We start from the raw sequence: 22341 nt of genomic DNA on the forward strand, positions 1-22341 counted from the left end.
AGTTTCTGCTGCGTCGTGATCAGCCTCTCAGCTCTTCGATCCGTGCGATGACTTTGCTGCGTTTATCGGAATAGTCGGCCATCTTGGCCTTCTCCTCTTCAATGACTTTTGCCGGCGCTTTAGCCACAAAGCCTTCATTGGCCAGCTTTTTCTCCACCCGCAGCACTTCGCTGTTCAGATGCTGCAGCTCTTTCTCCAGCCGCGCAATCTCCTGGTCAATGTCGATCAGACCGGCAAGCGGCAGGTACAGCTCGGCACCGGTAATCACGGCGGTCATCGCCTTGTCCGGTGTCGTCAGGTCCAGACCTGCCGTAAAGCTCGAGGTGTTGCAGAAGCGCTGAACGTATACTTCGTTCCGGTTCACGATCTGCAGCACTTGTTCGTCGCCCGCCTTCAGCATCAGCTCGATCTTCTTGCTCATCGGAACATTAACCTCTGCGCGGATGTTGCGAACGGCGCGGATGGCATCCATCAACAGCGACATCTCGGCTGCAGCTTCGGCATCCTCGAAGGCTGGATCATACTCCGGCCATGCCGCAAGCGTGATCGTCTCCCCTTCGTGAGGCAGATGCTGCCAAATTTCTTCGGAGATGAACGGCATAAACGGATGAATCATCCGCAGCGTGCGGTCCAGCACATAGCTAAGCACCGACTGCGTCGTTTTCTTGGCGCTCACATTGTCTCCGTACAAAGAGAGTTTGGCAAACTCAATGTACCAGTCACAGAGGTCATCCCAAATGAAGTTATACAGGAGCCGGCCCGTTTCACCAAATTCGTAGGCATCTATTAGACGCGTAATGTCACGGGAAGTTTCGTTCAGGCGGTGGAGAATCCAGCGGTCCGCCGTGCTGAGCTCTCCGCTTATGTCAATGTCGTCATATGTGAATCCTTCCAGATTCATCAGAGCGAATCGGGAAGCGTTCCAGATTTTATTGGCAAAGTTGCGCGCCTGCTCCACGCGTTCCCAGCGGAAGCGCAGATCCTGCCCCGGCGTGCTGCTCGTGGAGATCATGTAGCGCATCGCATCTGCGCCGTACCGTTCGATGACGTCGAGCGGATCGACGCCGTTGCCGAGCGACTTGGACATTTTCCGTCCTTCGGAATCCCGGACCAGACCGTGCATCAGCACGTCCTTGAACGGAATTTCGCCCGTAAATTCCAGCGCGGTAAAGATCATCCGGGCTACCCAGAAATAGATGATGTCATAGCCCGTAACGAGCACGTTCGTCGGATAATAACGCTCCAGATCCGCCGTCTGCTCCGGCCAGCCGAGGGTAGAGAACGGCCACAGCGCCGAACTGAACCAGGTGTCCAGAACGTCGTTGTCCTGCGTAAGCTCGGTGCTTCCGCATTTGGAGCATTGGGTTACATCCTCATGGGCTACGTGGATCTCGCCGCAGGATTCGCAGTACCAAGCCGGAATCCGGTGTCCCCACCACAACTGACGGGAAATACACCAATCCCGGACGTTTTCGATCCAGTTCAGGTATGTTTTCTCGAAACGCTCCGGAACGAAGCGTACCCCATTGCCCGCCTTTTGCGCCTCGATGGCTCTTTCCGCGAGCGGCTGCATTTTAACGAACCACTGCGTCGACAGGTAAGGCTCGACTACGGCGCCTGTGCGCTCGCTGTGACCTACCTGGTGCACATGGTCTTCGATTTTGATCAGCACGCCAAGGTCCTTCAAATCCTGAACGATCTGCTTGCGACAATCGGCCCGGTCCATGCCTTCGTACTTCGCGGCCTGGTCATTCATCGTGCCGGTCTCGTCCATCACGATGATTTGCGGCAGATCGTGGCGCAATCCCACCTCAAAATCGTTCGGATCGTGTGCCGGGGTAATTTTCACGGCGCCGCTGCCGAATTCACGTTCCACGTACTCGTCGGCGATAATCGGAATCTCGCGTCCGACAATCGGAAGCACGAGCATCTTGCCGACCATGTCCTTGTAGCGCTCATCTTTCGGATGAACCGCAACCGCCGTATCGCCAAGCATGGTCTCGGGACGCGTGGTCGCTACCGTAATGTGGCCGCTTCCGTCCTTCAGCGGATACTGCAAATGATACAGATGGCCGTTGACTTCTTTATATTCAACCTCAATATCGGACAAGGCGGTTCTGGCGGCCGGATCCCAGTTGATGATCTTTTTGCCGCGGTAGATCAGCCCTTTTTCATAGAGTTTCACGAAAACTTCGCGAACCGCCTTCGACAGACCTTCGTCAAGCGTAAACCGCTCTCTGGAGTAATCCAGCGAAAAGCCCATTTTGGCCCACTGCTCATGAATCGTTTCCGCGTATTGGTCCTTCCATTCCCACACTTTCTCCAGGAACTTCTCGCGCCCCAGGTCGTGGCGGCTAATATTCTGCTCGCGCAGCTTCTGCTCCACCTTGGTCTGCGTCGCGATGCCCGCATGGTCCGAGCCCGGAAGCCACAAGGCGTCGTATCCCTGCATCCGCTTCGTGCGGATCAGAATATCCTGCAGGGTAAAGTCAAGGGCGTGCCCGATATGGAGCATCCCCGTTACGTTTGGCGGCGGAATCACGATCGTATACGGCTCCGCCTCGGGCTTCTGCCCAGCTTTGAAATATTGGCCGTCAATCCAGTATTTGTACCATTTCTTCTCGGCCGATTTCGGGTCATACGTCGTCGGCATCCCGGTTGTTGCTTGGTTATCCTGGTCTGTCATATTGTTCATCCTCCATCACAAGATCAGCTTTGCCAAAAATACAAAAAACCTTTCGTCCTCAAAGGACGAAAGGCTGTTCTTTCGCGGTACCACCTTTGTTTTGCGTCAGGCAGCATAAACACGCATGCCCCGCAACACTTCATACAGATAACGGCTGCAGCCGGCCGGCTCTACCTCCCGCGCCTTCGGACGCAAGTGCTCAAACCGACAACTTCCGGGCGACTTCGGACAGCTGCATCCTGCGGAATCTTCCAGCGCTGCAATTCCGCTCTCTGAAGGGCAATACCGCCTACTCTTCCCGTTCATCGTTTTTGTGAAGATGGTGAAATGGATTCATTTTCAGCGAAGCTGAAGCGATTCATATCGCAAGAAAAACTTCGGCCAAATACAGGATGTCATCTGTATTTGACGTTCAGTGATGTTTTTCTGCAAAACATATACTCCATAATAACGCGCTTCATGTCGATAGTCAACTTCCCTTGGCCCAAAGTGCAGGACCATTTTCCCGTGTTCAGGCAGACCTCATCCTAGGAACAAAAAAAAGCCCGGCGCAACAAAGCGCCAGACTCTTGGGATTGCATCAAAAACGTTACGGGATGTACAGAATTTGACCTTCCTGCACGGTCTGATCCGCCAGCCGGTTGTACAGCACAAGCTCCCGCGGTGTCAGCTGGTAACGGTCGGCGATCGTCTCGAGAGTCTCTTCCCGCTGAACGATGCACAGCCGGACCTTACGGAACGGAGTCTGCTCGGAGATACTGCCGAGGAACAGATTCTTCCATTTGATATCATCGGCTTCAGCAGCACTCGCGCTGGCGACGGCTTCAGCAGCCTGCTGCTCCTCCTGCGCCTGCTGGTACTCAAGCTCCTTGATCGAACGGCTTGAGGATAAGATCGAGGAAAAACCGATCGCTTCCTTCTCGCCGGACTCGGGTTCCTTCTTGCTTCCTAACGCGATCCGCATTTCCCGGTCTTCGGGCGGTTCTTCCTGCTGAACTTTATCCTGGAAAGCTCCAAACGGGAACGTAGGCTCGCTGAACGGGTCTTTACCCGCCGCGTTCAAATAGATGTCTTCCTGCTCCTCATCCGCCTGAACCGCCGTCGCTTCCGGATGCAGCAGCTCCGACTCCTCTTCATGCTCAAAATGCCACTTGTTCGGGTACTGGGGCTCCGCTGTCCGGTCTGATGGTTCCTTGTCCGTATGTAAAGCGGATAATCCGGCCACCTGCGGCGGAGGCGCTGCCGCTTCCCGCTCAGGTTCGCGGGCAAATTCCCATGCGGTAGACGGCGCAGTTTCGCGGGAATCGGACGCCTGAGGCACAGCCGCTTCCTCCGGCTCGGACGGAGGAACAGCAGCCGCTTGCCATGCGGCTTGCCAGGCTGCCGCTTCCCGTGCTTCATCCGAGTCACTGGCTTCCGCGGCTTCGATCGGAACCTGTTCCGGCTGCTCTGCCTGAATTTGGGACTGAGGCGGCGCAAAGGACGGAGCCGGTGCGGTCCAGACAGGCGCAGGGTCGTCCGGCGGCGTGAATTCACGCTGTTCAGGTTCTGCGGAAACCGGTTCTTCCTCCCGCTCTTGCGCGAAGATAGCCGCTTCCTCCGGAAGGTCCTCGTCCGGTGCATGAACCACCGTGAATTCATCCGCTTTCCAGGCGGGTGATTCCGCGACCTGAGTCTCGATGCCGCGCAGAGAGAGAACGCCCGTAATATTCAGGCTCCGTTTGGACAGCAGGTCGACGTCGAAATTTTCGATTTCCACCGCAATGTCATCCAGCGAGGTTACCCGGTTCAAGGGAACCGTAATCTCCACTGGAATGAAATGCTCCAGCCGCTGCGTCCCTTCTTCCTCACCTTCGCTTCTGTACAGCCCCGACAGGAGCAGATGCCCGCGCAGACTGGCTTGTTCGTCCTGGCTGATCACTTGAATATGCGGAAGCAGCTCGATTTCCTCGAGTTCTTCGATTCCCGCCACGTCTTCGTTTAAATGAATGCGTTCATAAATGTCAAAGCGTAAACCGTAGGACTGGTCAAACACAAATAACGTCCTCCTTTTCGGCATATTTCTAACCGTGGGCCAACCCCACAGCACGAGCCTAAATCGTTACTCGTTCTATTTATATGCTTTAAAAAGAGGAGCATGCCAGTTTTCATATGATACTTAGGTTTATGCTCTCACAAGGGCTTTGAGACGCTCCATATCCTCGGGCCACGGATCGCTCACCTCAATCTGCTCGCGTGTGAGCGGATGGGCGAAAGAGAGACGCTCCCCGTGAAGCGCCTGCCTGCCGATGGCGGACATGCTTCCGCCATACAGGGCATCGCCCAGCAGCGGGTGGCCGACATGACTGAGATGAACACGGATCTGATGCGTCCTTCCGGTTTCCAGTTCCAAGTAGACGAGGCTGGCTTGATTCCCGGCTTCTGCCTGGAGAATCCGGGTCACCGCAGATTGTCCTCCCGGAGACACCCGTCTGCGCTGCTTGTGATGGCGGTCCTTGCCGATGGGCAGGTCGATGACCTTCAGATCCGCAGGGATCCGCCCCTCGACAAAGGCGGCGTAAATCCGCGAAATCCGCTTGCCGCTCATCTCCTTGTCCAGCACAAGCTGCGCCCAGTCATTTTTGGCGTACAGTACGGGCCCAGTGGTATGCTGGTCGAGCCGATGAATATGCCTGACCGCAATCTCTTCCCCCTGCATCTGATAATGGGCGGCCACGGCATGATCCAACGTGATTTCGTCGGAGTGCCCATCCGGGTGAACCTTCATCCCGGCAGGCTTGTGAACGACCAGGCAGAAGTCGTCCTCGTACAGCACGGTGAGATCCGTCCAGATCGGCTCGATCCCTGCCTTGCGGGCAGCAAAAAGGGCCAGCCGAAGCCGGTCCCCTTTCCACTCGATGCCATTTGATGCCTTAAGCTGTCCAAGCAGCTTCTCCGGCATGCCTGCCTCGTTCAGCAGCCACACTGCGGCCGCCGCTTCGCGGTCTTCGGCCGATGCGATTTTTTTGCCCGGAGCCAGCTCCAGCCATTCCCCGCGCCGGAGCCAGTGGTTCAGGCTCACAGCTGCTTGAGGGCGTTGTAATTGGCTTCGATCGTCGCATCGATGTCTTCGATGCTGTGGGCAGCCGATACAAACATCCCCTCAAATTGGGAAGGAGCCACGCTCACGCCTTCCTCAATCAGATTGCCGAAATATTTGGTGAAGCGCGGAATGTCGCTCGTCTTCGCCGTATCGTAATTCACGACAGGCCCTTCCGTGAAGAAAGGACATACCATGGAACCGACGCGGTTAATCGTCACCGGAATGCCAAGCTCTTTGGCATTTTTCACAAAACCGGCCTCCAGACGGGCTGCGCGCTCTTCCAGCTGGTCATATACGGCAGGCGTCAGGAGCTTCAGCGTCGTAAACCCAGCCGCCATGGCCAGCGGATTTCCGCTCAGCGTGCCCGCTTGATAAATCGGACCGGATGGCGCCACTTTCTCCATAATTTCGCGCTTGCCGCCGTATGCGCCGACAGGCAGTCCGCCGCCGATAACCTTGCCCAGGCAAGTCAGGTCAGGCGTAATGCCGAACCGGCCTTGGGCACAGTTCAAATGAACACGGAACCCGGTCATGACCTCATCAAAAATGAGCAGGCTGCCATATTTTGTCGTAATTTCGCGCAGGCCCTCCAGAAAGCCCGGAAGCGGAGGTACGACGCCCATATTGCCGGCTACCGGCTCCACGATGACACAGGCGATCTCCTCGCCAAAGCGTTCAAAAGCAAGCGTAACGGACTCAAGGTCGTTGTATGCAACCGTGATCGTGTTGCTGGCCACACTTTCCGGCACGCCCGGGCTGTCAGGCAGACCCAGCGTCGCCACCCCGGAGCCGGCTTTGATGAGCAGGCTGTCCGCGTGTCCATGATAGGAGCCTTCGAATTTCAAAATTTTGCTGCGTCCCGTGTACCCGCGGGCTAGGCGAATCGCGCTCATCGTCGCTTCCGTACCGGAATTGACCATCCGGACGATGTCGATAGAAGGGACACGCTCGCATACGAGCTTGGCCATCTCCGTCTCAATCAGCGTAGGAGCGCCAAAGCTCGTGCCTTTGGCCGCCGTTTCCTGAACCGCAGCAATCACTTCCGGATGGGCGTGTCCCATAATCAGGGGTCCCCAGGAGCCGACGTAGTCGATAAAACTGTTGCCATCAATATCGTACACGCGCGATCCTTGGGCATGGTCCACATAAATCGGCGTAAGGCCGACCGATTTAAAGGCGCGGACCGGGCTGTTCACCCCGCCGGGGATATACTGCTTGGCTTCTTCAAAGGCCGACCGGGAAGCCTCCTCCTTGCGCTTTCCTGACATACTGCTCATGTCATTCACTCCAATCTATCGGTTTAAATCACCCCGCTAAGCGGGGATTTTGCTCCGATGCTTCGGTTATCCCTTGATCCACCGGGCCACGTCTTTGGCAAAATAAGTAATAATGATATCCGCGCCGGCGCGCTTCATGCTCGTCAGCATTTCCTGCACTACGGCTTTTTCGTCGATCCAGCCTTGAATGGCCGCCGCTTTGACCATGGAGTACTCCCCGCTCACATTGTAGGCGACGAGCGGAAGGTCGAACTGATCTTTCAGCGTGCGCATAATGTCCATATAGGACAAAGAAGGCTTGACCATCAGCATGTCGGCCCCTTCAAGCACATCGGATTCCGCTTCACGCAGCGCTTCGCGCGCGTTGGCCGGATCCATCTGGTACGTTTTGCGGTCGCCGAACTGAGGTGCCGAGTCGGCTGCCTCGCGGAACGGGCCATAGAAGGCGGAAGCATATTTGACCGAATAAGACATGATCGGAATATGCTCAAAGCCGTTCTCATCAAGCCCTGCGCGGATCGCCTTCACGAAGCCGTCCATCATGTTGGACGGAGCGATAATATCGGCGCCGGCTTTTGCCTGGGACACCGCCGTTTTGACCAGCAGCTCCAGCGATTCATCGTTCATGACGTCGCCGCACACATGGCCATCCCGTTCATAGGTATGCACCATGCCGCAGTGTCCATGATCCGTAAACTCGCAGAGGCAGGTGTCGGCTACGACGAGCATGTCCGGATACCAGGACTTGATCAGGCGTGTGGCTTCCTGCACGATGCCGTCTTCAGCAAAGGCCGAGGAGCCGATGCTGTCCTTCGTTTCCGGAATGCCGAACAACAGCACGGCCGGAATGCCGAGGGAGGCAATTTCGTCCACTTCTTCTTTCAGCCGGTCCAGCGAAAAATGATAGACTCCCGGCATGGATGAAATCTCGTTTTTTATGTTTTCTCCATAGGTTACAAAAATCGGCATGATCAGGTCATTCACGTTCAGCACCGTTTCGCGCACCATGTTCCGCATGCCCGCGGACTGGCGGAGGCGCCGGTGTCTTACCATTGGAAAACTCATAGCTGTAAACCTCCTGTTGGTAGATATTTACGAGTCTAGGTCATCCCAGACCCTTCTATTCTGATGCGGCCGCAGCTTCCGCGTTCCACAGGCACAGCGACCGGACAAGGCTGTCCAGCGTCGCTTCTTCGGCAATGATGCCTACTTCAAGCCCCGCGTCACGGGCTGTCTTGGCCGTAATTTCTCCAATACATGCAACTTCTACGCCCTGCAGCAGCGCTGCCGGGTCCTGCACTCCCATCCGCTTCAAAATCGAGAGCAGATTGTTCACAGTCGACGAGCTGGTAAACGTCACGGCATGAATCCCGCCCTCTTCCAGCAGCCGGATCAATTCGGGATCGTCCTCCCGCCCGGCGATCGTCTGGTACATCACCGCACTGGTGACCTCGAGTCCCATCTCCGCGAGCTTCTCAGGCAGCCAGTTTCGTGCCAGATCCCCGCGCGGAAGGAAGACCTTCTGGCCGGCGAGCAGCTGGCTGCCCAGCGACTCGATCAGTCCTTCCTGCTGGAAGCGGTCCGGCAGCTCCACGGGGATGATGCCCCGCTGCCCGAGCGCTTCGGCTGTGGCCGGGCCGACCGCCGCAATCCGCGCCCGGTGCAGCTGCCGGATGTCCTTCCCCTGCTCCATCAAATGGCGGAAGAAGTAGTCGACGCCGTTGGTGCTGGTGAAGAACACCCAGTCGTATTCATCGAGCCGATCGAAGGCGTCTCGAATGCCCTGCTTAAGCTCGGACGCTTCGGGATACACCGTCTCGATCACCGGAAATTCGTAGGGCTCCCCGCCGAGCTCCTCGATCCGGTTGACCAGATCACTTGCCTGGGCCCGGGAGCGGGTGACGAGGATTCGCTTGCCGAACAGCGGCAGCGACTCCGCCCATTTGAGCTGCTCGCGCTGCCGCACGACGTCGCCAACAACGATGACGGCCGGCGGCTGAAAGTCCGCCTGCTCCACTTTCTCCGCGATGTCGGCGAGCGTCCCGGCGAGCACCGCCTGCTCCGCCCGTGTCCCCCACCGGATCAAGGCCACTGGCGTGCCGGGCTTGCGTCCATGGCGCATCAGCTGCTCGGCGATATAACCGATCTTGGCCACGCCCATCATAAAGACCAGCGTTCCGGTCGCGTTCGTGACCTTGTCCCATTCGATCATCCGGTCCAGCTTGTCCGGGCTTTCATGTCCGGTGATGATGGACAAGGAAGATGCCAAATCCCGGTGGGTCACCGGAATGCCTGCGTACGCCGGTACCCCGATCGCCGCCGTAATGCCGGGCACGATTTCATACGGAATGCCGTTTCGCCTTAGCAGCTCGGCTTCCTCACCTACGCGTCCGAATATCGTCGGATCGCCGCCCTTCAGCCGCACGACCGTTTTGCCCTGCAGGGCAAGGTCCACCAGCAGCTGGTTGATCTCTTCCTGCTTCATCGTATGGCGGTCCGGGAGCTTGCCGACGTATATTTTTTCCGTTCCCGGCTTGAGCGAATGCAGCAGCTGCGGCCCAGCCAGGCGGTCATATACGACGACATCCGCCTTTTGCAGGCATTCCAGCCCTTTTACCGTAATTAATTTGGCATGCCCGGGCCCGGCTCCCACCAAAAATACTCTTCCCGCCATGTTCTCATCCCCTACTCCCTGGTCTGTTCCAGAATTCTCTCGGCTCCCTGGGCAATCAGCTTATTGGCAACGTCTTCCCCAAGCTTCTGTGGATCCGTTCCCGTCAGCGTTTCTTTTAAAATGACGTCCCCTTCGGGAGATCCTACCATTCCCGTTAATTGTATAACGGGCGGAGTCCCTTGGGAATGCTCCGTTTCGGACGGAACGAGTACGGCGTGGGCCCCGATCGGCACCTGGCAGCCGCCGTTCAGTACGGCGAGAAATTTGCGTTCGGCAGCAACGGTCAGCTCCGATTCCTTATCGTTATATAAATCAAGCAGTCTGCGCAGATCCGCATCATCTTCGCGGCATTCGATGCCGAGCGCTCCTTGGCCAACAGCCGGCAGGCAGGTCTCCACCGGAATATACGAGCTGATTTTATCCTCCCAGCCCATGCGGTACAGTCCGGCAGCGGCGAGAATGATCGCCTGAAAGCCTTCCGTCTCGAGCTTGCGCAGACGCGAGTCAATATTCCCGCGAACCGGCTCCAGTTCCAGGTCCGGCCGGTGAGCCTTCAGCTGGCTGGAGCGGCGCAGGCTGCTCGTTCCCACTTTCGCTCCCTGCGGAAGCTCGTCAATGCTTTTCCCATGAAGGGAAATGAGGCAGTCCCTCGGATCGACGCGACGGGGCACTGCACCGTTCATCAGACCTTCGGGGAGAACCGAAGGCATGTCCTTCATACTGTGCACGGCCATATCGATCTCGCCGTCCAGCATAGCCTGCTCGATTTCTTTAACGAACAAGCCTTTCCCGCCGACCTTGGACAACGTCACATCCAGAATGCGGTCGCCTTTCGTTACGATCTTTTTCACTTCAAATTGAAAATCAAACCCGTGTTCCGCGCACAGCTGCTTCAGCTGGTCGATGACCTGCCCTGTCTGCGTTAATGCCAAAGCGCTTTGTCTGCTGCCTACTACGATTGTCCGCATCATGATTCCTCCTGGTTGTTCGCAATCCATTGCTTGATTTGTTCCGTATCCCACGGCTCAAACGTGCCCTTGCGGATTTCATCCAGCACTTCAAGCTCTGCCGCTTTCATTAATAATCTTTGCCGGGTTTCCGGGCGCGTAACCTGCCTCTTGATGCTGCTGCGCATCCGGTACATCCATTCGAGATATTCCTCGTATTCGGGGCCGTATTCTTCCTCCAGCCTGTCGCAAATCTCCGCAGCCAGCGCCGGTCCGGCGCCCGATGTGGACACGGCGACCACCAGCCTGCCCCGGCGAAGCACGCTCGGGCTGATAAAAGAACCCGGCTTACTGCCGCCGGCCGCGTTTGCCAGCGCACCCATCCGCTCTGCTTCGTCGATCACGGCACCGTTCACGTCAGGCGAGGAGGTTGCCGCATAGACCAAAAAGGCCCCCGCCAAATCTCCCGCCGCGTACTCGCGGGAAATCCAGCGGATCCGGCCTTCCATTACAAGCTGCCGCAGTCCTTGTGTCACTTCCGGACTGATCACCGTCACATCGGCCGAAGCCGCAAGCAGGGAATTTACCTTTCTTTCGGCCACGGCCCCGCCGCCCACCACGACGCAACAGCGCCCCTTGCAATCCAGCATTACGGGCAAATATACCGACAAAGGACTCACTCTCCTGTCCAACGGTGAAAATCGGACCACGTATTCAGTACGAAAATAAAGATAATAAACGCATATCCGATCAGAATCCACTGGGCCATCACTTGACCGGAATGCTGTTTGGAACGTTTACGAATCAGAAAAAAATAATAAATCGCCAGTCCGGCAAGCGTAGCCACTACTTTCAAGTCCAGCAGCAGGCTGAGCTTGCCTTCGGAAATAAGCGACAGCACCGCGACGATGAACGAAACGGATAAGAGCGGGGTTCCGATCGATGCGAGCAGGTACGTATACTTGTCCATCAGCTCAAGACTCGGAAGCCGGCGGACGGTGTCGCTCCATTTTTTCCCTTTCAGCCTTTTATGAAGAAACAAATACATGCCGGCAAATACGGCGGTAATGGTGTAAACGGCGAAGCTTAGGTTGGCGAGCGTGATATGCAGTATGAGCAGGCCGTGTACCGTCTCCCAATGACGCAGCGGGTTATTCCCGGCCGCAAACCATAAACGGTTCAGCACCATGGCGCTGAATCCGATGATGCTGAGCAGCAGGACGGCAAACTCCGACCGCTGCACCCAGTTCATGATCAGCGCGGCGATGACGATACTAAATGAAAATAAGAGCAAAAAATCGAACGGGGTAAAGATCGGCAGCATGCTCTCCTGCCACGCTCTGATCAGAAGCGCGCCTCCCTGCAAAACGCCAACTACAACAAGAAGCCCTGTACCCATCCGCTTTGCCCCCTGATTGCGTCGTATGCAATCCGAGATAAAAAACAGAAGGCTCAGGGCGTAGATATAAATGCCGGCATCGTAAAAACCAGTGAGCAATGTCAACTCCCCCTACCGGTTTACAGGCTTGCAGGAGTCAAAGAAACCTTGGACAGCTTCATGTCCGATGGGTTCTTGCTGATCCCTTGCGGGACCTTGCCGGATTTCTCCATGACGCTGCTGCCATGACCGGACGCATTCATGTCCTCTTCCAAAGCAAATATATGTGTGAAAAACTCTAGCGCCTCATTGCCTTCCTTGCCGCCGGCCATTTCCTTCAAGCGGTTGATCGGATCGTGCATCATCTGATTGACGATGCTCTTGGTCAACCGGCGAATGACTTTGCGCTGATGGTCGTTCAGTTCAGGCAGCTTGTTAAACAGGCTTTCCAGCGTCTCTTCATGAATCGCCGTGGACTTCTCCTGAAGCGCACGGATCGCCGGCCGGATGCCGAGCGTCTTGAGCCATTGATAGAACGCCGTCTTCTCCTCTTCGATCATCACTTCGATCTTCGCGGCTTCCGCCCGGCGCATTTCGAGGTTGCTCTCAACGATTCCTTCCAAGTCGTCAATATCATACAGGAATACGTTGCTAATCTCGGCGATAGCCGGATCAATGTCCCGCGGCACCGCAATATCAATCATAAACAGCGGCCGGGATTGCCGCTTCTTCATGCTCTCGCTGACCTGCGCCGGCGTAAGGACGTAATCCTTGGCACCGGTCGAGCTGATCAGGATGTCCACTTCGTGAAGCCGGGCAATCGCCTGCTCCATCGTGCACGGCGTACCTCGAAACTTGCTGGCCAGCTCCTCCGCCCGCGCCAGGGTCCGGTTGGCGACGATCACCTCTTCGGCCCCGTTCGCGTACAGGTGCTTGACGGTCAGCTCGCTCATTTTGCCGGCACCGAGAATGAGCACCTTCTTGTCGTTGAACATGCCAAAAATCCGTTTGCCCAGCTCAACGGCCGCGTAGCTCACGGACACTGCGCTTTCCCCAATGGAAGTCTCCGAATGGGCTCTCTTGCCAAGGGTCACAGCCTGCTTGAACAGCATGTTGAACCAGGTGCCCGTCGCTTTCTCCTCCTGGCTTTGCAGGAAGGCGCTGCGGACCTGACCCAAAATTTGCGTCTCCCCGATCACCATGGAGTCCAGGCCGCAGGTCACCCGGAACAAATGAGAAATGGCCTGCTCGTCTTCATATATATATAAATGCTTTGTAAATTCTTCTCTTGGGATGTCAAACCATTGCTCCACAAAACTGCGGATGAAATATCCGCACATATGAAGACGGTCCACCACCACGTATATTTCAGTGCGGTTGCACGTAGCCACAATCACGCCTTCCATTACACTTTTCGTCAGCATCAGCTGGCTGAGTGCCTTTGGAAGTTCGCTTTGATCAAATGTAAAACGTTCCCTCACTTCTACAGGCGCTGTACGATAGTTTAATCCGACAACGACGATGTGCATTACGTGTTCACCTGCCTATGTTTCATTTCAAAAAAAAAGATCCAGTTCAGGACGTTTTTTTGATAATATCAGAAAGTTTAAACTCCAGAGCCATGGCTTCCTGATATTGCAAGAAAAATTACATTTAAACGCGGTCTGTCTTCTTTGAAGGTACGTCGATAGACGCTTTTCTTACGGTACGTTCATTAACAACGTGTTCATTATATCACAAATGTCCTGCTCTCTCTGAACTATTTTTGAAATGTTTATGAAATTACATGTGATTTATTGTGTCACAAAGCACTGGGCTTTATACCCTCTTTATTGCGTTTCTTCCAGCGTCTTGGCGAGTTCTTTGCCGATTTTCTTCAGCTGGCCTGCTTGCGAGGCGATCACGTGCCCGTCCTCGCTCAGCAGCTTTTCGTATACAGGCATGACACCTGCATACAGCTGGCTGTACCGAAGCAGCATGTCCTTCTCCGCGTCGGTGAGGAGGCGGTTGCCGCCGATTTGCCATTCTGTGATTACATTAACCAGATCACCGACCGGTTTAAGCGGATCGACGGCACCGTCCCCAAATGTTTTTGCCAGCCGGTCGTGAGCATACGACGCCGAATATGCCGCCAGCTTGAGGGCGTTCAGCTCATCGGTGCGCGAACTGCCAGCCGCATCCGCCAGGGACGTTCCCAGCACCTGCATTTGAAACTGGGCCACCTCGAACAGCATCCTTTCGGCATTCTCTCCTTCGGTATGAGGCCAAATCATCCGGTATCCTTGGTAGACAAGGCTGACAAGCAGTACCAGCAGCAGACCGACAAACAGCAAATCCCTCTGTTTTCTCCTTCTCACGCTTAAGCGAACCTCCCTGTTAACAAGCTTACTACTCATTGTATGGGGGTCCAAAAAAACAAATAACCATGGAGATGTCCATGGTTATGATTTAGATATCGTTATTCGTGCCGCGAAGTTACACCAGCTCGGTCTGTTTCAGTTCAGGGGTTTCTACCGTCAATTCACCCAAACCGCGCACCAGTTTCTTGGCGTAAGTTTTCTCAGGTTTCAATACGGATACCAGGTAATCAATGGCCAACTGTGGATCTACCGTCTCACCGCAAGTGTAGCAGTCGATCGCTGCGAATCCTCTCTCAGGATACGTGTGGATCGAGAGGTGGCTTTCTGACAACAATACGAGTACTGTAGCGCCTTGTGGTTCAAACTGCTTGGATTGTACCGACATGACTGTAGCACCGCATGCTTCGGCTGCCTCAACCATCTGAGCCTGCAGAAATTCCGCGTCATTCAGCATGTCAAAATCTACACCCCAAGTATCAACAGCAACGTGTCTTCCGAAAGTTGAATATTCCATCCTTCGGTTCCCCCTTCCTAGGAATAAAATGTTTGAAAATTTCATCCGCTAGGACCTACGTCATTCACTTCCCGAGGGAATAATCTCTCGCAACATTCAATGTCCTGAGTGAATCCTGGTTCCTATATAATTCTTTTCAACGAGATTAAAAATAACATCTATCCGCCCTAATTGCAACCCTTTTTTATCCTTTGCAAATATTTATTTTTAGCCACTCATCCCCGCGTCACCCGACCCGTTTTACTGGGCATTTGAGACGTAAAAAGAACCCTTCAGTTACCGAAGGGTTCTCTTTCTCCGAGGCCATCTCAAGCCTCAAGTGCAAACCATTTATGTGTGGTGAGGCGCAGTTTCTGGTCAATGAGAGCAATCTGTTCAGGGGTCACCGCTTTGTTCCGTTCATCGAGCCAAAAGTTAATATCCTGGTACAAACGGGATATTTCCTGTTCGACCTCGGTGAGCTGGAACATTCGCTGGAGTTCTCCGGCCGTATGCTTATATTCATACACCAGCTTACTCTGGGAAGTCGTAACTTCCGCAATTTTGCGAACCGAGCCTTTTTCATAATAATACATCATCGTGAATCCTTGATAAATGCGATTGACGATTCCGTCTCCTTTGCAGGCGACGAACAGTTTGCGGACCGCGTTTGTCAGATGAGGGTTCACCAAGCGGCAAGACAATTCACAGATGTATAACGAACCTTTACGCTCCAGAGGGAGATGAACCGCCTCGCCGCTTTCGTCTTCAAGCACAATTTCTTGTCCTCCGCCGTCCAGTACTTTCACATAAGGATGCACATGACAGCTTTCCGCCGAATGCAAAAATTGGTTCAATTGCTGCTCCGTCATTTGTAAAGTAGTTTGAACATACTCTGTGGCTAACCGCTGAGCCATAAAAATCTCCTCAATTCTTTTTTATGATTACAGAACGATGTGCTCCAGCACGGTTCGATTCTATAATCGCAAGAAAAATTTCCGCCGGACATGGCGGGCGAAGATCGTTAAAGGGGCTCAAGGCCTCTTTAAACAACCTTTAGTATTATTATACAGCACATCCTCGAGCATTGGCTTGCTGAGCGAACCATGAATTTCCTTCATATTTCATAAAATAACGGATTAAACCGGATTGTAGCCGAAAAATCTTATGGGATGCTCACTTTCCTCCCGCGAAAAGTCTGAATCCCTATAGTATACAGCGAATTTATCGCATTTTCGTTAGGTTGAGGCGTTACGGGTTATCCTGCTGCTGCCCTTCCTGCGGAACCGCCCCGGACTGCGGAGAGTCGCCGTTTTCCGTAAATGACTGGATCACAGCCCATAACTCTTCTTTACCCACACCAAGCTCCGAAGAAAACATGACGAACAAATCAGTGCTGCGGAGAAGGAGGCTCTCCTTCATTTGCTTGACATGCTTCTGCCAGCGGCTCTTCGGTATTTTATCCGCTTTCGTAGCCACGACGCAGATCGGAATGTCATAATGCTGAAGCCAGTCATACATCATGACGTCATCCTTGGTCGGCGGGTGGCGAAGATCCACCACCATGAGAACCAGCTTCAGCGTCTGCCGCTCCAGCATGTATTTCTCAATCATCTTGCCCCAGGCAGCCCGCTGCGTCTTGGACACTTTGGCGTAGCCGTACCCTGGGAAGTCCACAAAATACAAAGCCTCATTAATACGATAATAGTTCATATGCTGGGTTTTGCCCGGGGTCGAGCTTGTTCTCGCCAGGTTCTTCCGATTGATCATCCGGTTGATGAGCGAGGACTTGCCGACATTGGAACGCCCTGCCAGAGCAATCTCCGGCAAGGCGTCCACAGGATATTGGTCAGGGCCGACGGCGCTGATAATAAATTCTGCATTCGTAACTTTCATGTTAAATAAAACCCTCTCTAGTGCACTCCCGCCTGCTCCACCAGTGCATGCTTCAGCACCTGGTCCATATGGGACACCGGAACAAACTCCACTTCTTCTTTGACGCTGTCCGGAATCTCGCGCAGATCCCGCTCGTTGTCTTTGGGGAGCAGTATTTTTTTGTAGCCGGCGCGGTGCGCAGCCAGCGATTTCTCCTTCAGTCCGCCGATCGGCAGCACCCGGCCGCGCAGGGTGATTTCACCGGTCATGGCGATGTCTTTGGAGACATGTTTCTTGGTCAGGGCCGACACGAGGGCCGTGGCAATCGTAATGCCTGCCGAAGGTCCATCTTTCGGAATCGCCCCTTCAGGGATATGAATATGGATATCATTCTTCTCATGAAAATCGGGGTCGATGCCAAGCTCATCGGCTTTGGCACGCGTGTAGCTGAAAGCGGCCTGTGCCGATTCCTTCATCACGTCCCCCAATTGGCCGGTCAGGGTCAGCTTGCCGGATCCCGGCACGACCGTGACTTCGACCATTAATGTTACGCCGCCGACCTCGGTCCAGGCCAGGCCGGTTACCGCACCAATCTGATCCTCCAGATCGGCCACGCCATATCTGAAGTTCGGGCTGCCTAAATAGTCCTTGACATCGTCCGGCCCAATGGTAATCTTATCGATCTCTTCGGATACGATGATCTTCGCAGCCTTCCGGCACAGCGCCGCGACCTGCTGTTCCAGGTTCCGTACGCCGGATTCCCGGGTGTACTCGCGGACCACTTTCATGAGCGCCTCTTCCCCGATCTCCAGTTGGTCTTCGTTCAGGCCATGCTCCCGTTTCTGCTTCGGCAGCAGATAGCGCATGGCGATTTGAAGCTTCTCCAGTTCCGTATAACCCGGGATGTTGAGCACTTCCATCCGGTCCAGCAGCGGACGCGGAATATTATGAATGGCATTCGCCGTCGTAATAAACATTACTTGGGACAAGTCGAACGGAATCTCGATAAAATGGTCGCTGAACGTATTGTTCTGCTCCGGATCGAGCACTTCAAGCAGCGCCGAAGACGGGTCTCCCCGGAAATCCGAAGCCATCTTGTCGATCTCATCCAGCAGGAATACCGGGTTCAGCGCACCCGCATTCTTCATTCCCTGGATAATCCGTCCCGGCATCGCTCCCACATAGGTGCGCCGGTGACCGCGGATTTCCGCTTCATCCCGCACGCCGCCGAGCGATATCCGGACAAACTTGCGGTTCAGCGATTTGGCAATCGACCGGGCAAGCGAAGTTTTACCAACGCCCGGAGGTCCGACCAGGCACAGAATCGGCCCTTTCATCTTCTTCACCAGCTTCTGAACGGCCAGGTATTCGAGTACGCGCTCCTTCGGCTTGTCGAGGCTGTAATGATCCTCGTTGAGCACCTGTTCCGCCTTATGGATATCCAGATCGTCCTCGGTTTTAGCCGACCAGGGAAGGCCAAGCAGCCAATCGAGATAATTGCGGATCACGCCGCCTTCCGCCGAGCTTGCAGGCATTTTCTCGAGACGGTCGATTTCTTTCTCCACCTTCTCTTTGACCCTTTCGGGAAGCTCCTGCTTGTTCATCTGCTCACGCAGCTCTTCGACTTCTCCGGCGCGGCCTTCTTTCTCGCCCAGCTCCTTCTGAATCGCCTTCATCTGTTCGCGCAAATAATATTCCTTCTGCGTCTTTTCCATCTGCTTCTTGACGCGCTGGTTAATTTTGCGCTCCAGCTCCAGCACTTCGCGTTCGTTATTCAGAATATCGAGGAGCTTCTCGAGCCGTTTGCCAACGTCGACGGTCTCCAGAATATCCTGCTTATCCTTGATTTTTAACGACAGATGGCTTGTAATGACGTCGGCCAGCCTGCCGGGCTCGTCGATATCGGACACCGCGGCAAGCGTCTCGGGCGTTACCTTTTTCGATAAATTAATATAGTGCTCGAATTGACTGAGTACCGTACGCATCAGTGCATCCACTTCAGGATCGTCGCTGTCTTCCTCCTTCAGCTCGCGGGCAATGACTTCGTAATATTCTTCATTGTCCGTGTACTGAATGATCTCGGCGCGCTCCATCCCTTCCACCAGCACCCGGATGGTGCCGTTCGGAAGCTTCAGCATCTGTCTGACGTTGGCGACTGTGCCAACCCGGAAAATATCTTCCTGCGTTGGTTCTTCTATGTTCACCTCGGACTGAGAACAAAGGAGAATCAAATTATCTTCCACCATTGCTTTTTCCAGCGCTTTGACCGATTTCTCCCGGCCTACATCGAGATGCAGAACCATGCTCGGGTAGACTAGAAGGCCTCGCAAAGGCAGTAAAGGAAACCGGCGGCCTTTTGATTTACTGGGCCCCATCGCTTTTGCACCTCCAGCCGTTCTCAGGGTTATGACATTCGATTTTATTTTAGCAAATGTTCACATAAAACACCAATCTTTGTAGCCTGATCAGCAGGAGCCGGCATCCGTTATTTGGCTGTTACGCGCAGGCTTGGCATGCAGGAAGGAAGCTGAAGCTGCCGGGAATGTCTCCGGGGCCGCGCTGGGTTCGATCGTTTCCTCTGCGCTGCTGTCGACTTGACGATCCAGCTCGCTTCCGAAAATATGCCCGAACGCTTCCTGGATCGACTCCACCGGAATGACGCGCAGTCCGTTCAAATCCTCGAACAGAGTCTGCCAATTTTCCTTCGGAATGATCACTGTCGTCGCTCCTGCCTGGAAGGCCGCCTCAACTTTGGCGATAACGCCCCCGATCGGCTTTACTTTGCCGTGAATGCTGATTTCGCCCGTCATGGCCAGACGATTGTCCACCGGCAGCCCTTTCATCGCTGAAACGATGGCGGTAGCCATGGCAACCCCGGCAGAAGGACCGTCAATCGGCGTTCCTCCAGGGAAATTGATATGCAGATCGTAATCGCCCGGCGAAAGACCCATGGAGCGCAGAACGGTCAGCACGTTTTCGATGGAACCCTTCGCCATGCTCTTGCGGCGCAGCGTTCTGGAACTGCCCCCGCCGATCTCTTCCTCTTCGACGACCCCGGTAATATTGTAAATACCTTGTCCTTTGGCGACAGGAACGGCAGTCACCTCGATTTCAAGCAGCGCTCCCATGTTCGGACCGTACACGGCAAGGCCGTTGACCAGGCCAACCTGCGGTCGCTCCGGAACCTTCCGGTCCGGACGGGGCTGAAGCTGACTGCTGCTTGCTACCCATTCGACGTCGGAAGCCGACAGGGAGTCCCTTTTTTCCGTCAAGGCCAAACCTGCTGCCAGCTGAATGATATTGACCGCCTCGCGTCCGTTGGTGGCATATTGCTTCACAACCTCGACCGCCTCCGGGCATGGCTTCAGACCGATCTTTTGAATCGCATCTTCCGCAATGCGGCTGATCTCCTCAGGAAGCAGCGGGCGGAAAAAGATTTCCATACAGCGCGAACGCAGCGCCGGCGGAATTTCCTGCGGCGAGCGTGTCGTTGCCCCGACCAGACGAAAATCGGCCGGAAGGCCGTTCTGGAAAATATCGTGCACATAGGCCGGGGTGTTGCTGTCCTCCGAATTATAGTATGCACTTTCGAGCAGGACCTTACGGTCCTCCAGTACTTTTAACAATTTATTCATTTGGATCGGATGCAATTCCCCAATCTCGTCGACAAACAAAATTCCCCCGTGCGCTTTCGTAACCGCACCTGGCTTAGGCTGGGGAATGCCGGCGACGCCCATGGAGCCCGCCCCCTGATAGATCGGGTCATGGACCGATCCGATTAATGGATCGGCAATCCCCCGCTCGTCGAAACGGGCGGTGGTCGCATCGATTTCGGTAAATTTGGCATCGGCTTTAAATGGCGAGGCCGGATTTTTTTTGGCCTCCTCCATCACGACCCGGGCGGCTGCGGTTTTCCCGACTCCCGGTGGCCCATAGATAATGACATGCTGCGGATTCCCGCTGCACAGCGCGGCCTTCAACGCACGAAGCCCGTCCTTCTGTCCGACGATATCCTGCAGCGACTGCGGTCTCGTTTTTTCGGCCAGCGGCTTGGTCAGCGAAACCGAACGCAGCTTGCGCAGCTTATCCATCTCTTTGCGTGATTCCCGATCCACCGCGGTGCGGTTCGTCTTCTGCCCTCGGAGCAAATTCCAAAAATAGACGCCGATGATGATCGCAAAGAAAAATTGTACCAGCATCATAATCATGGTTAAATCCATAGTAAATCCCTCCCGATTCTCAGTTCAGTGGCTTCTCCTCCGGCATGGTTTTAGATTGATAAATCATCTTGCCGGAAATAGGTTCGTTAGCCTGATACATGGTAGTATAGCCTTTTCACCCATGAGTAAACGGGATGGGCCGGGTTTTTTGCATCTTTTTTGGAAATTGTCCGCCCTCATTCAAAAAAGAAGCCGCAGCACTGCATAAGCAGGACTGCGGCTTCTTGCGGCAAAATTAGTGTTTGCGCCCCGGGATCGTTCCGGTTTCTTCGTATACTTTGACGATGCTGTCGATTTCCTTCTTCAATTCGTCCACCATCTCGGCTTCCGGCACTTTGCGGATCATCTCTCCGTAACGGAAAAGGAGTCCTTCGCCGCGACCGCCGGCGATGCCGATGTCCGCTTCACGCGCTTCGCCCGGACCGTTGACCGCGCAGCCAAGCACGGACACTTTAATCGGCACTTTTAGCTGGGAGATGTAGGCTTCCACCTCGTTGGCGATGGAGAACAAGTCGATGTCCAGCCGCCCGCAGGTCGGACAGGACACGAGCGTTGCGGCGTTCGAGATCAGACCGAAGGTCTTGAGCAGCTCACGCGCCACTTTGACTTCTTCCACCGGATCTGCGCTCAGGGAAATACGCACGGTGCTGCCGATGCCCATCGAGAGCAGGGCGCCGATGCCCGCCGAGCTTTTGATCGTACCGGAGAACAGCGTTCCCGATTCGGTAATACCAAGGTGCAGCGGATAAGGAATCACTTCGGCCGCCTTACGGTAAGCTTCGATGGCCATCGGCACGTCGGAGGCTTTCAGAGACACGATAATATCGTGGAAGTCGAGCTCTTCCAAAATGCCTATGTGATATAGGGCACTTTCCACCATAGCTTCAGGCGTCGGATACCCGTATTTCTCCAGCAGATGAGCTTCGAGCGAACCGGCGTTGACGCCGATCCGGATCGGAATCCCGCGCTCTTTACAAGCCCGGACGACCGCTTCCACCTTCTCCCGGCTTCCTATATTGCCGGGGTTGATCCGGACTTTATCGATGCCGTTCTCGATGGCTTTCAGCGCCAGCTGGTAGTTAAAATGAATATCCGCAACGAGCGGAATATGAATGCGTTTCTTGATCTCTTTAATGGCTTCCGCCGCTTCCACATTGTTGACTGTTACCCGGACAATCTGGCAGCCGGCTTCTTCGAGTCGAAGGATTTCCGCCACCGTGGCTTCCACGTTTGCGGTCTTCGTCGTGCACATGCTTTGGATAATGACTTCGTTGTTACCGCCAATCGTCAAATTACCGACCTTGACCGGCCGTGTGTCTTGTCTCAAAAACATGATTGTTCTCTCCCAT

At 54.8% G+C, this 22341-nt stretch carries 17 protein-coding genes and 1 other annotated feature; all 17 genes read right to left on the reverse strand.

All coding sequences use genetic code 11. From position 1 onward, the window contains the following. Positions 1 to 19: 19 nt before the first annotated feature. Entirely contained in the window at positions 20 to 2686 is a 2667-nt protein-coding gene (locus ABIE48_RS23075; RefSeq protein ID WP_192717250.1) for a valine--tRNA ligase, read from the reverse strand. Positions 2687 to 2744: 58 nt separating this feature from the next. Next, positions 2745 to 3001: a binding site (T-box leader), on the reverse strand. 274 nt (positions 3002 to 3275) lie between these two features. Next, entirely contained in the window at positions 3276 to 4721 is a 1446-nt protein-coding gene (locus ABIE48_RS23080; RefSeq protein ID WP_192717251.1) for a LysM peptidoglycan-binding domain-containing protein, read from the reverse strand. Between the two features lie 129 nt (positions 4722 to 4850). Beyond that, entirely contained in the window at positions 4851 to 5747 is an 897-nt protein-coding gene (locus tag ABIE48_RS23085; RefSeq protein ID WP_192717252.1) for an RluA family pseudouridine synthase, read from the reverse strand. Next, complete coding sequence (gene hemL, locus ABIE48_RS23090; protein ID WP_192717253.1) at positions 5744 to 7045, reverse strand: glutamate-1-semialdehyde 2,1-aminomutase; 1302 nt, start codon at positions 7043 to 7045, stop codon at positions 5744 to 5746. Before hemL ends, ABIE48_RS23085 begins: the two co-directional genes overlap by 4 nt. Before the next feature lie 66 nt (positions 7046 to 7111). After that, the gene (hemB, locus tag ABIE48_RS23095) at positions 7112 to 8110 is read right to left on the reverse strand and encodes a porphobilinogen synthase (RefSeq protein WP_192717254.1); all 999 of its coding nucleotides are present in this window, start codon (positions 8108 to 8110) and stop codon (positions 7112 to 7114) included. Positions 8111 to 8165: 55 nt separating this feature from the next. Beyond that, positions 8166 to 9719 carry a uroporphyrinogen-III C-methyltransferase gene (cobA, locus tag ABIE48_RS23100; RefSeq protein WP_192717255.1) on the reverse strand — a complete coding sequence of 518 codons (1554 nt, stop codon included), beginning with the start codon at positions 9717 to 9719 and terminating at the stop codon, positions 8166 to 8168. A gap of 11 nt (positions 9720 to 9730) precedes the next feature. Beyond that, a complete protein-coding gene (gene hemC, locus ABIE48_RS23105) occupies positions 9731 to 10687 on the reverse strand; it encodes a hydroxymethylbilane synthase (protein ID WP_145142000.1) in 957 nt (318 codons plus the stop codon). Continuing rightward, on the reverse strand, positions 10687 to 11337 hold the full coding sequence (locus ABIE48_RS23110; protein ID WP_483312663.1) for a precorrin-2 dehydrogenase/sirohydrochlorin ferrochelatase family protein: 651 nt from the start codon (positions 11335 to 11337) through the stop codon (positions 10687 to 10689). The genes hemC and ABIE48_RS23110 overlap by 1 nt, the downstream gene beginning before the upstream one ends. 5 nt (positions 11338 to 11342) lie before the next feature. Further along, positions 11343 to 12065 (reverse strand): cytochrome c biogenesis protein CcsA, encoded by a 723-nt coding sequence (ccsA, locus tag ABIE48_RS23115; protein ID WP_354519726.1) that lies wholly within the window; start codon positions 12063 to 12065, stop codon positions 11343 to 11345. A gap of 119 nt (positions 12066 to 12184) precedes the next feature. Continuing rightward, complete coding sequence (gene hemA / locus ABIE48_RS23120; protein WP_192717258.1) at positions 12185 to 13573, reverse strand: glutamyl-tRNA reductase; 1389 nt, start codon at positions 13571 to 13573, stop codon at positions 12185 to 12187. A gap of 300 nt (positions 13574 to 13873) precedes the next feature. Beyond that, positions 13874 to 14401, reverse strand: a complete 528-nt coding sequence (locus tag ABIE48_RS23125) for a hypothetical protein (RefSeq protein ID WP_145029130.1) — start codon at positions 14399 to 14401, stop codon at positions 13874 to 13876. A 118-nt stretch (positions 14402 to 14519) separates the two neighbouring features. Further along, positions 14520 to 14918, reverse strand: a complete 399-nt coding sequence (gene speD / locus ABIE48_RS23130; protein WP_089548381.1) for an adenosylmethionine decarboxylase — start codon at positions 14916 to 14918, stop codon at positions 14520 to 14522. Between the two features lie 308 nt (positions 14919 to 15226). Continuing rightward, the gene (locus tag ABIE48_RS23135; protein WP_145029132.1) at positions 15227 to 15814 is read right to left on the reverse strand and encodes a non-ribosomal peptide synthetase module; all 588 of its coding nucleotides are present in this window, start codon (positions 15812 to 15814) and stop codon (positions 15227 to 15229) included. 334 nt (positions 15815 to 16148) lie between these two features. Beyond that, entirely contained in the window at positions 16149 to 16793 is a 645-nt protein-coding gene (yihA, locus tag ABIE48_RS23140) for a ribosome biogenesis GTP-binding protein YihA/YsxC (RefSeq protein ID WP_192717259.1), read from the reverse strand. A 17-nt stretch (positions 16794 to 16810) separates the two neighbouring features. Further along, positions 16811 to 19147, reverse strand: coding sequence for an endopeptidase La (gene lon / locus ABIE48_RS23145; RefSeq protein ID WP_145029137.1), 2337 nt, complete (start codon positions 19145 to 19147; stop codon positions 16811 to 16813). Between the two features lie 90 nt (positions 19148 to 19237). Continuing rightward, a complete protein-coding gene (lonB, locus tag ABIE48_RS23150) occupies positions 19238 to 20992 on the reverse strand; it encodes an ATP-dependent protease LonB (RefSeq protein WP_145029139.1) in 1755 nt (584 codons plus the stop codon). 235 nt (positions 20993 to 21227) lie between these two features. After that, positions 21228 to 22325 (reverse strand): flavodoxin-dependent (E)-4-hydroxy-3-methylbut-2-enyl-diphosphate synthase, encoded by a 1098-nt coding sequence (ispG, locus tag ABIE48_RS23155; RefSeq protein WP_076174340.1) that lies wholly within the window; start codon positions 22323 to 22325, stop codon positions 21228 to 21230. Positions 22326 to 22341 lie beyond the last annotated feature (16 nt).

Source organism: Paenibacillus sp. OAE614, assembly GCF_040546645.1.
GTDB lineage: Bacteria > Bacillota > Bacilli > Paenibacillales > Paenibacillaceae > Paenibacillus_AQ > Paenibacillus_AQ favisporus.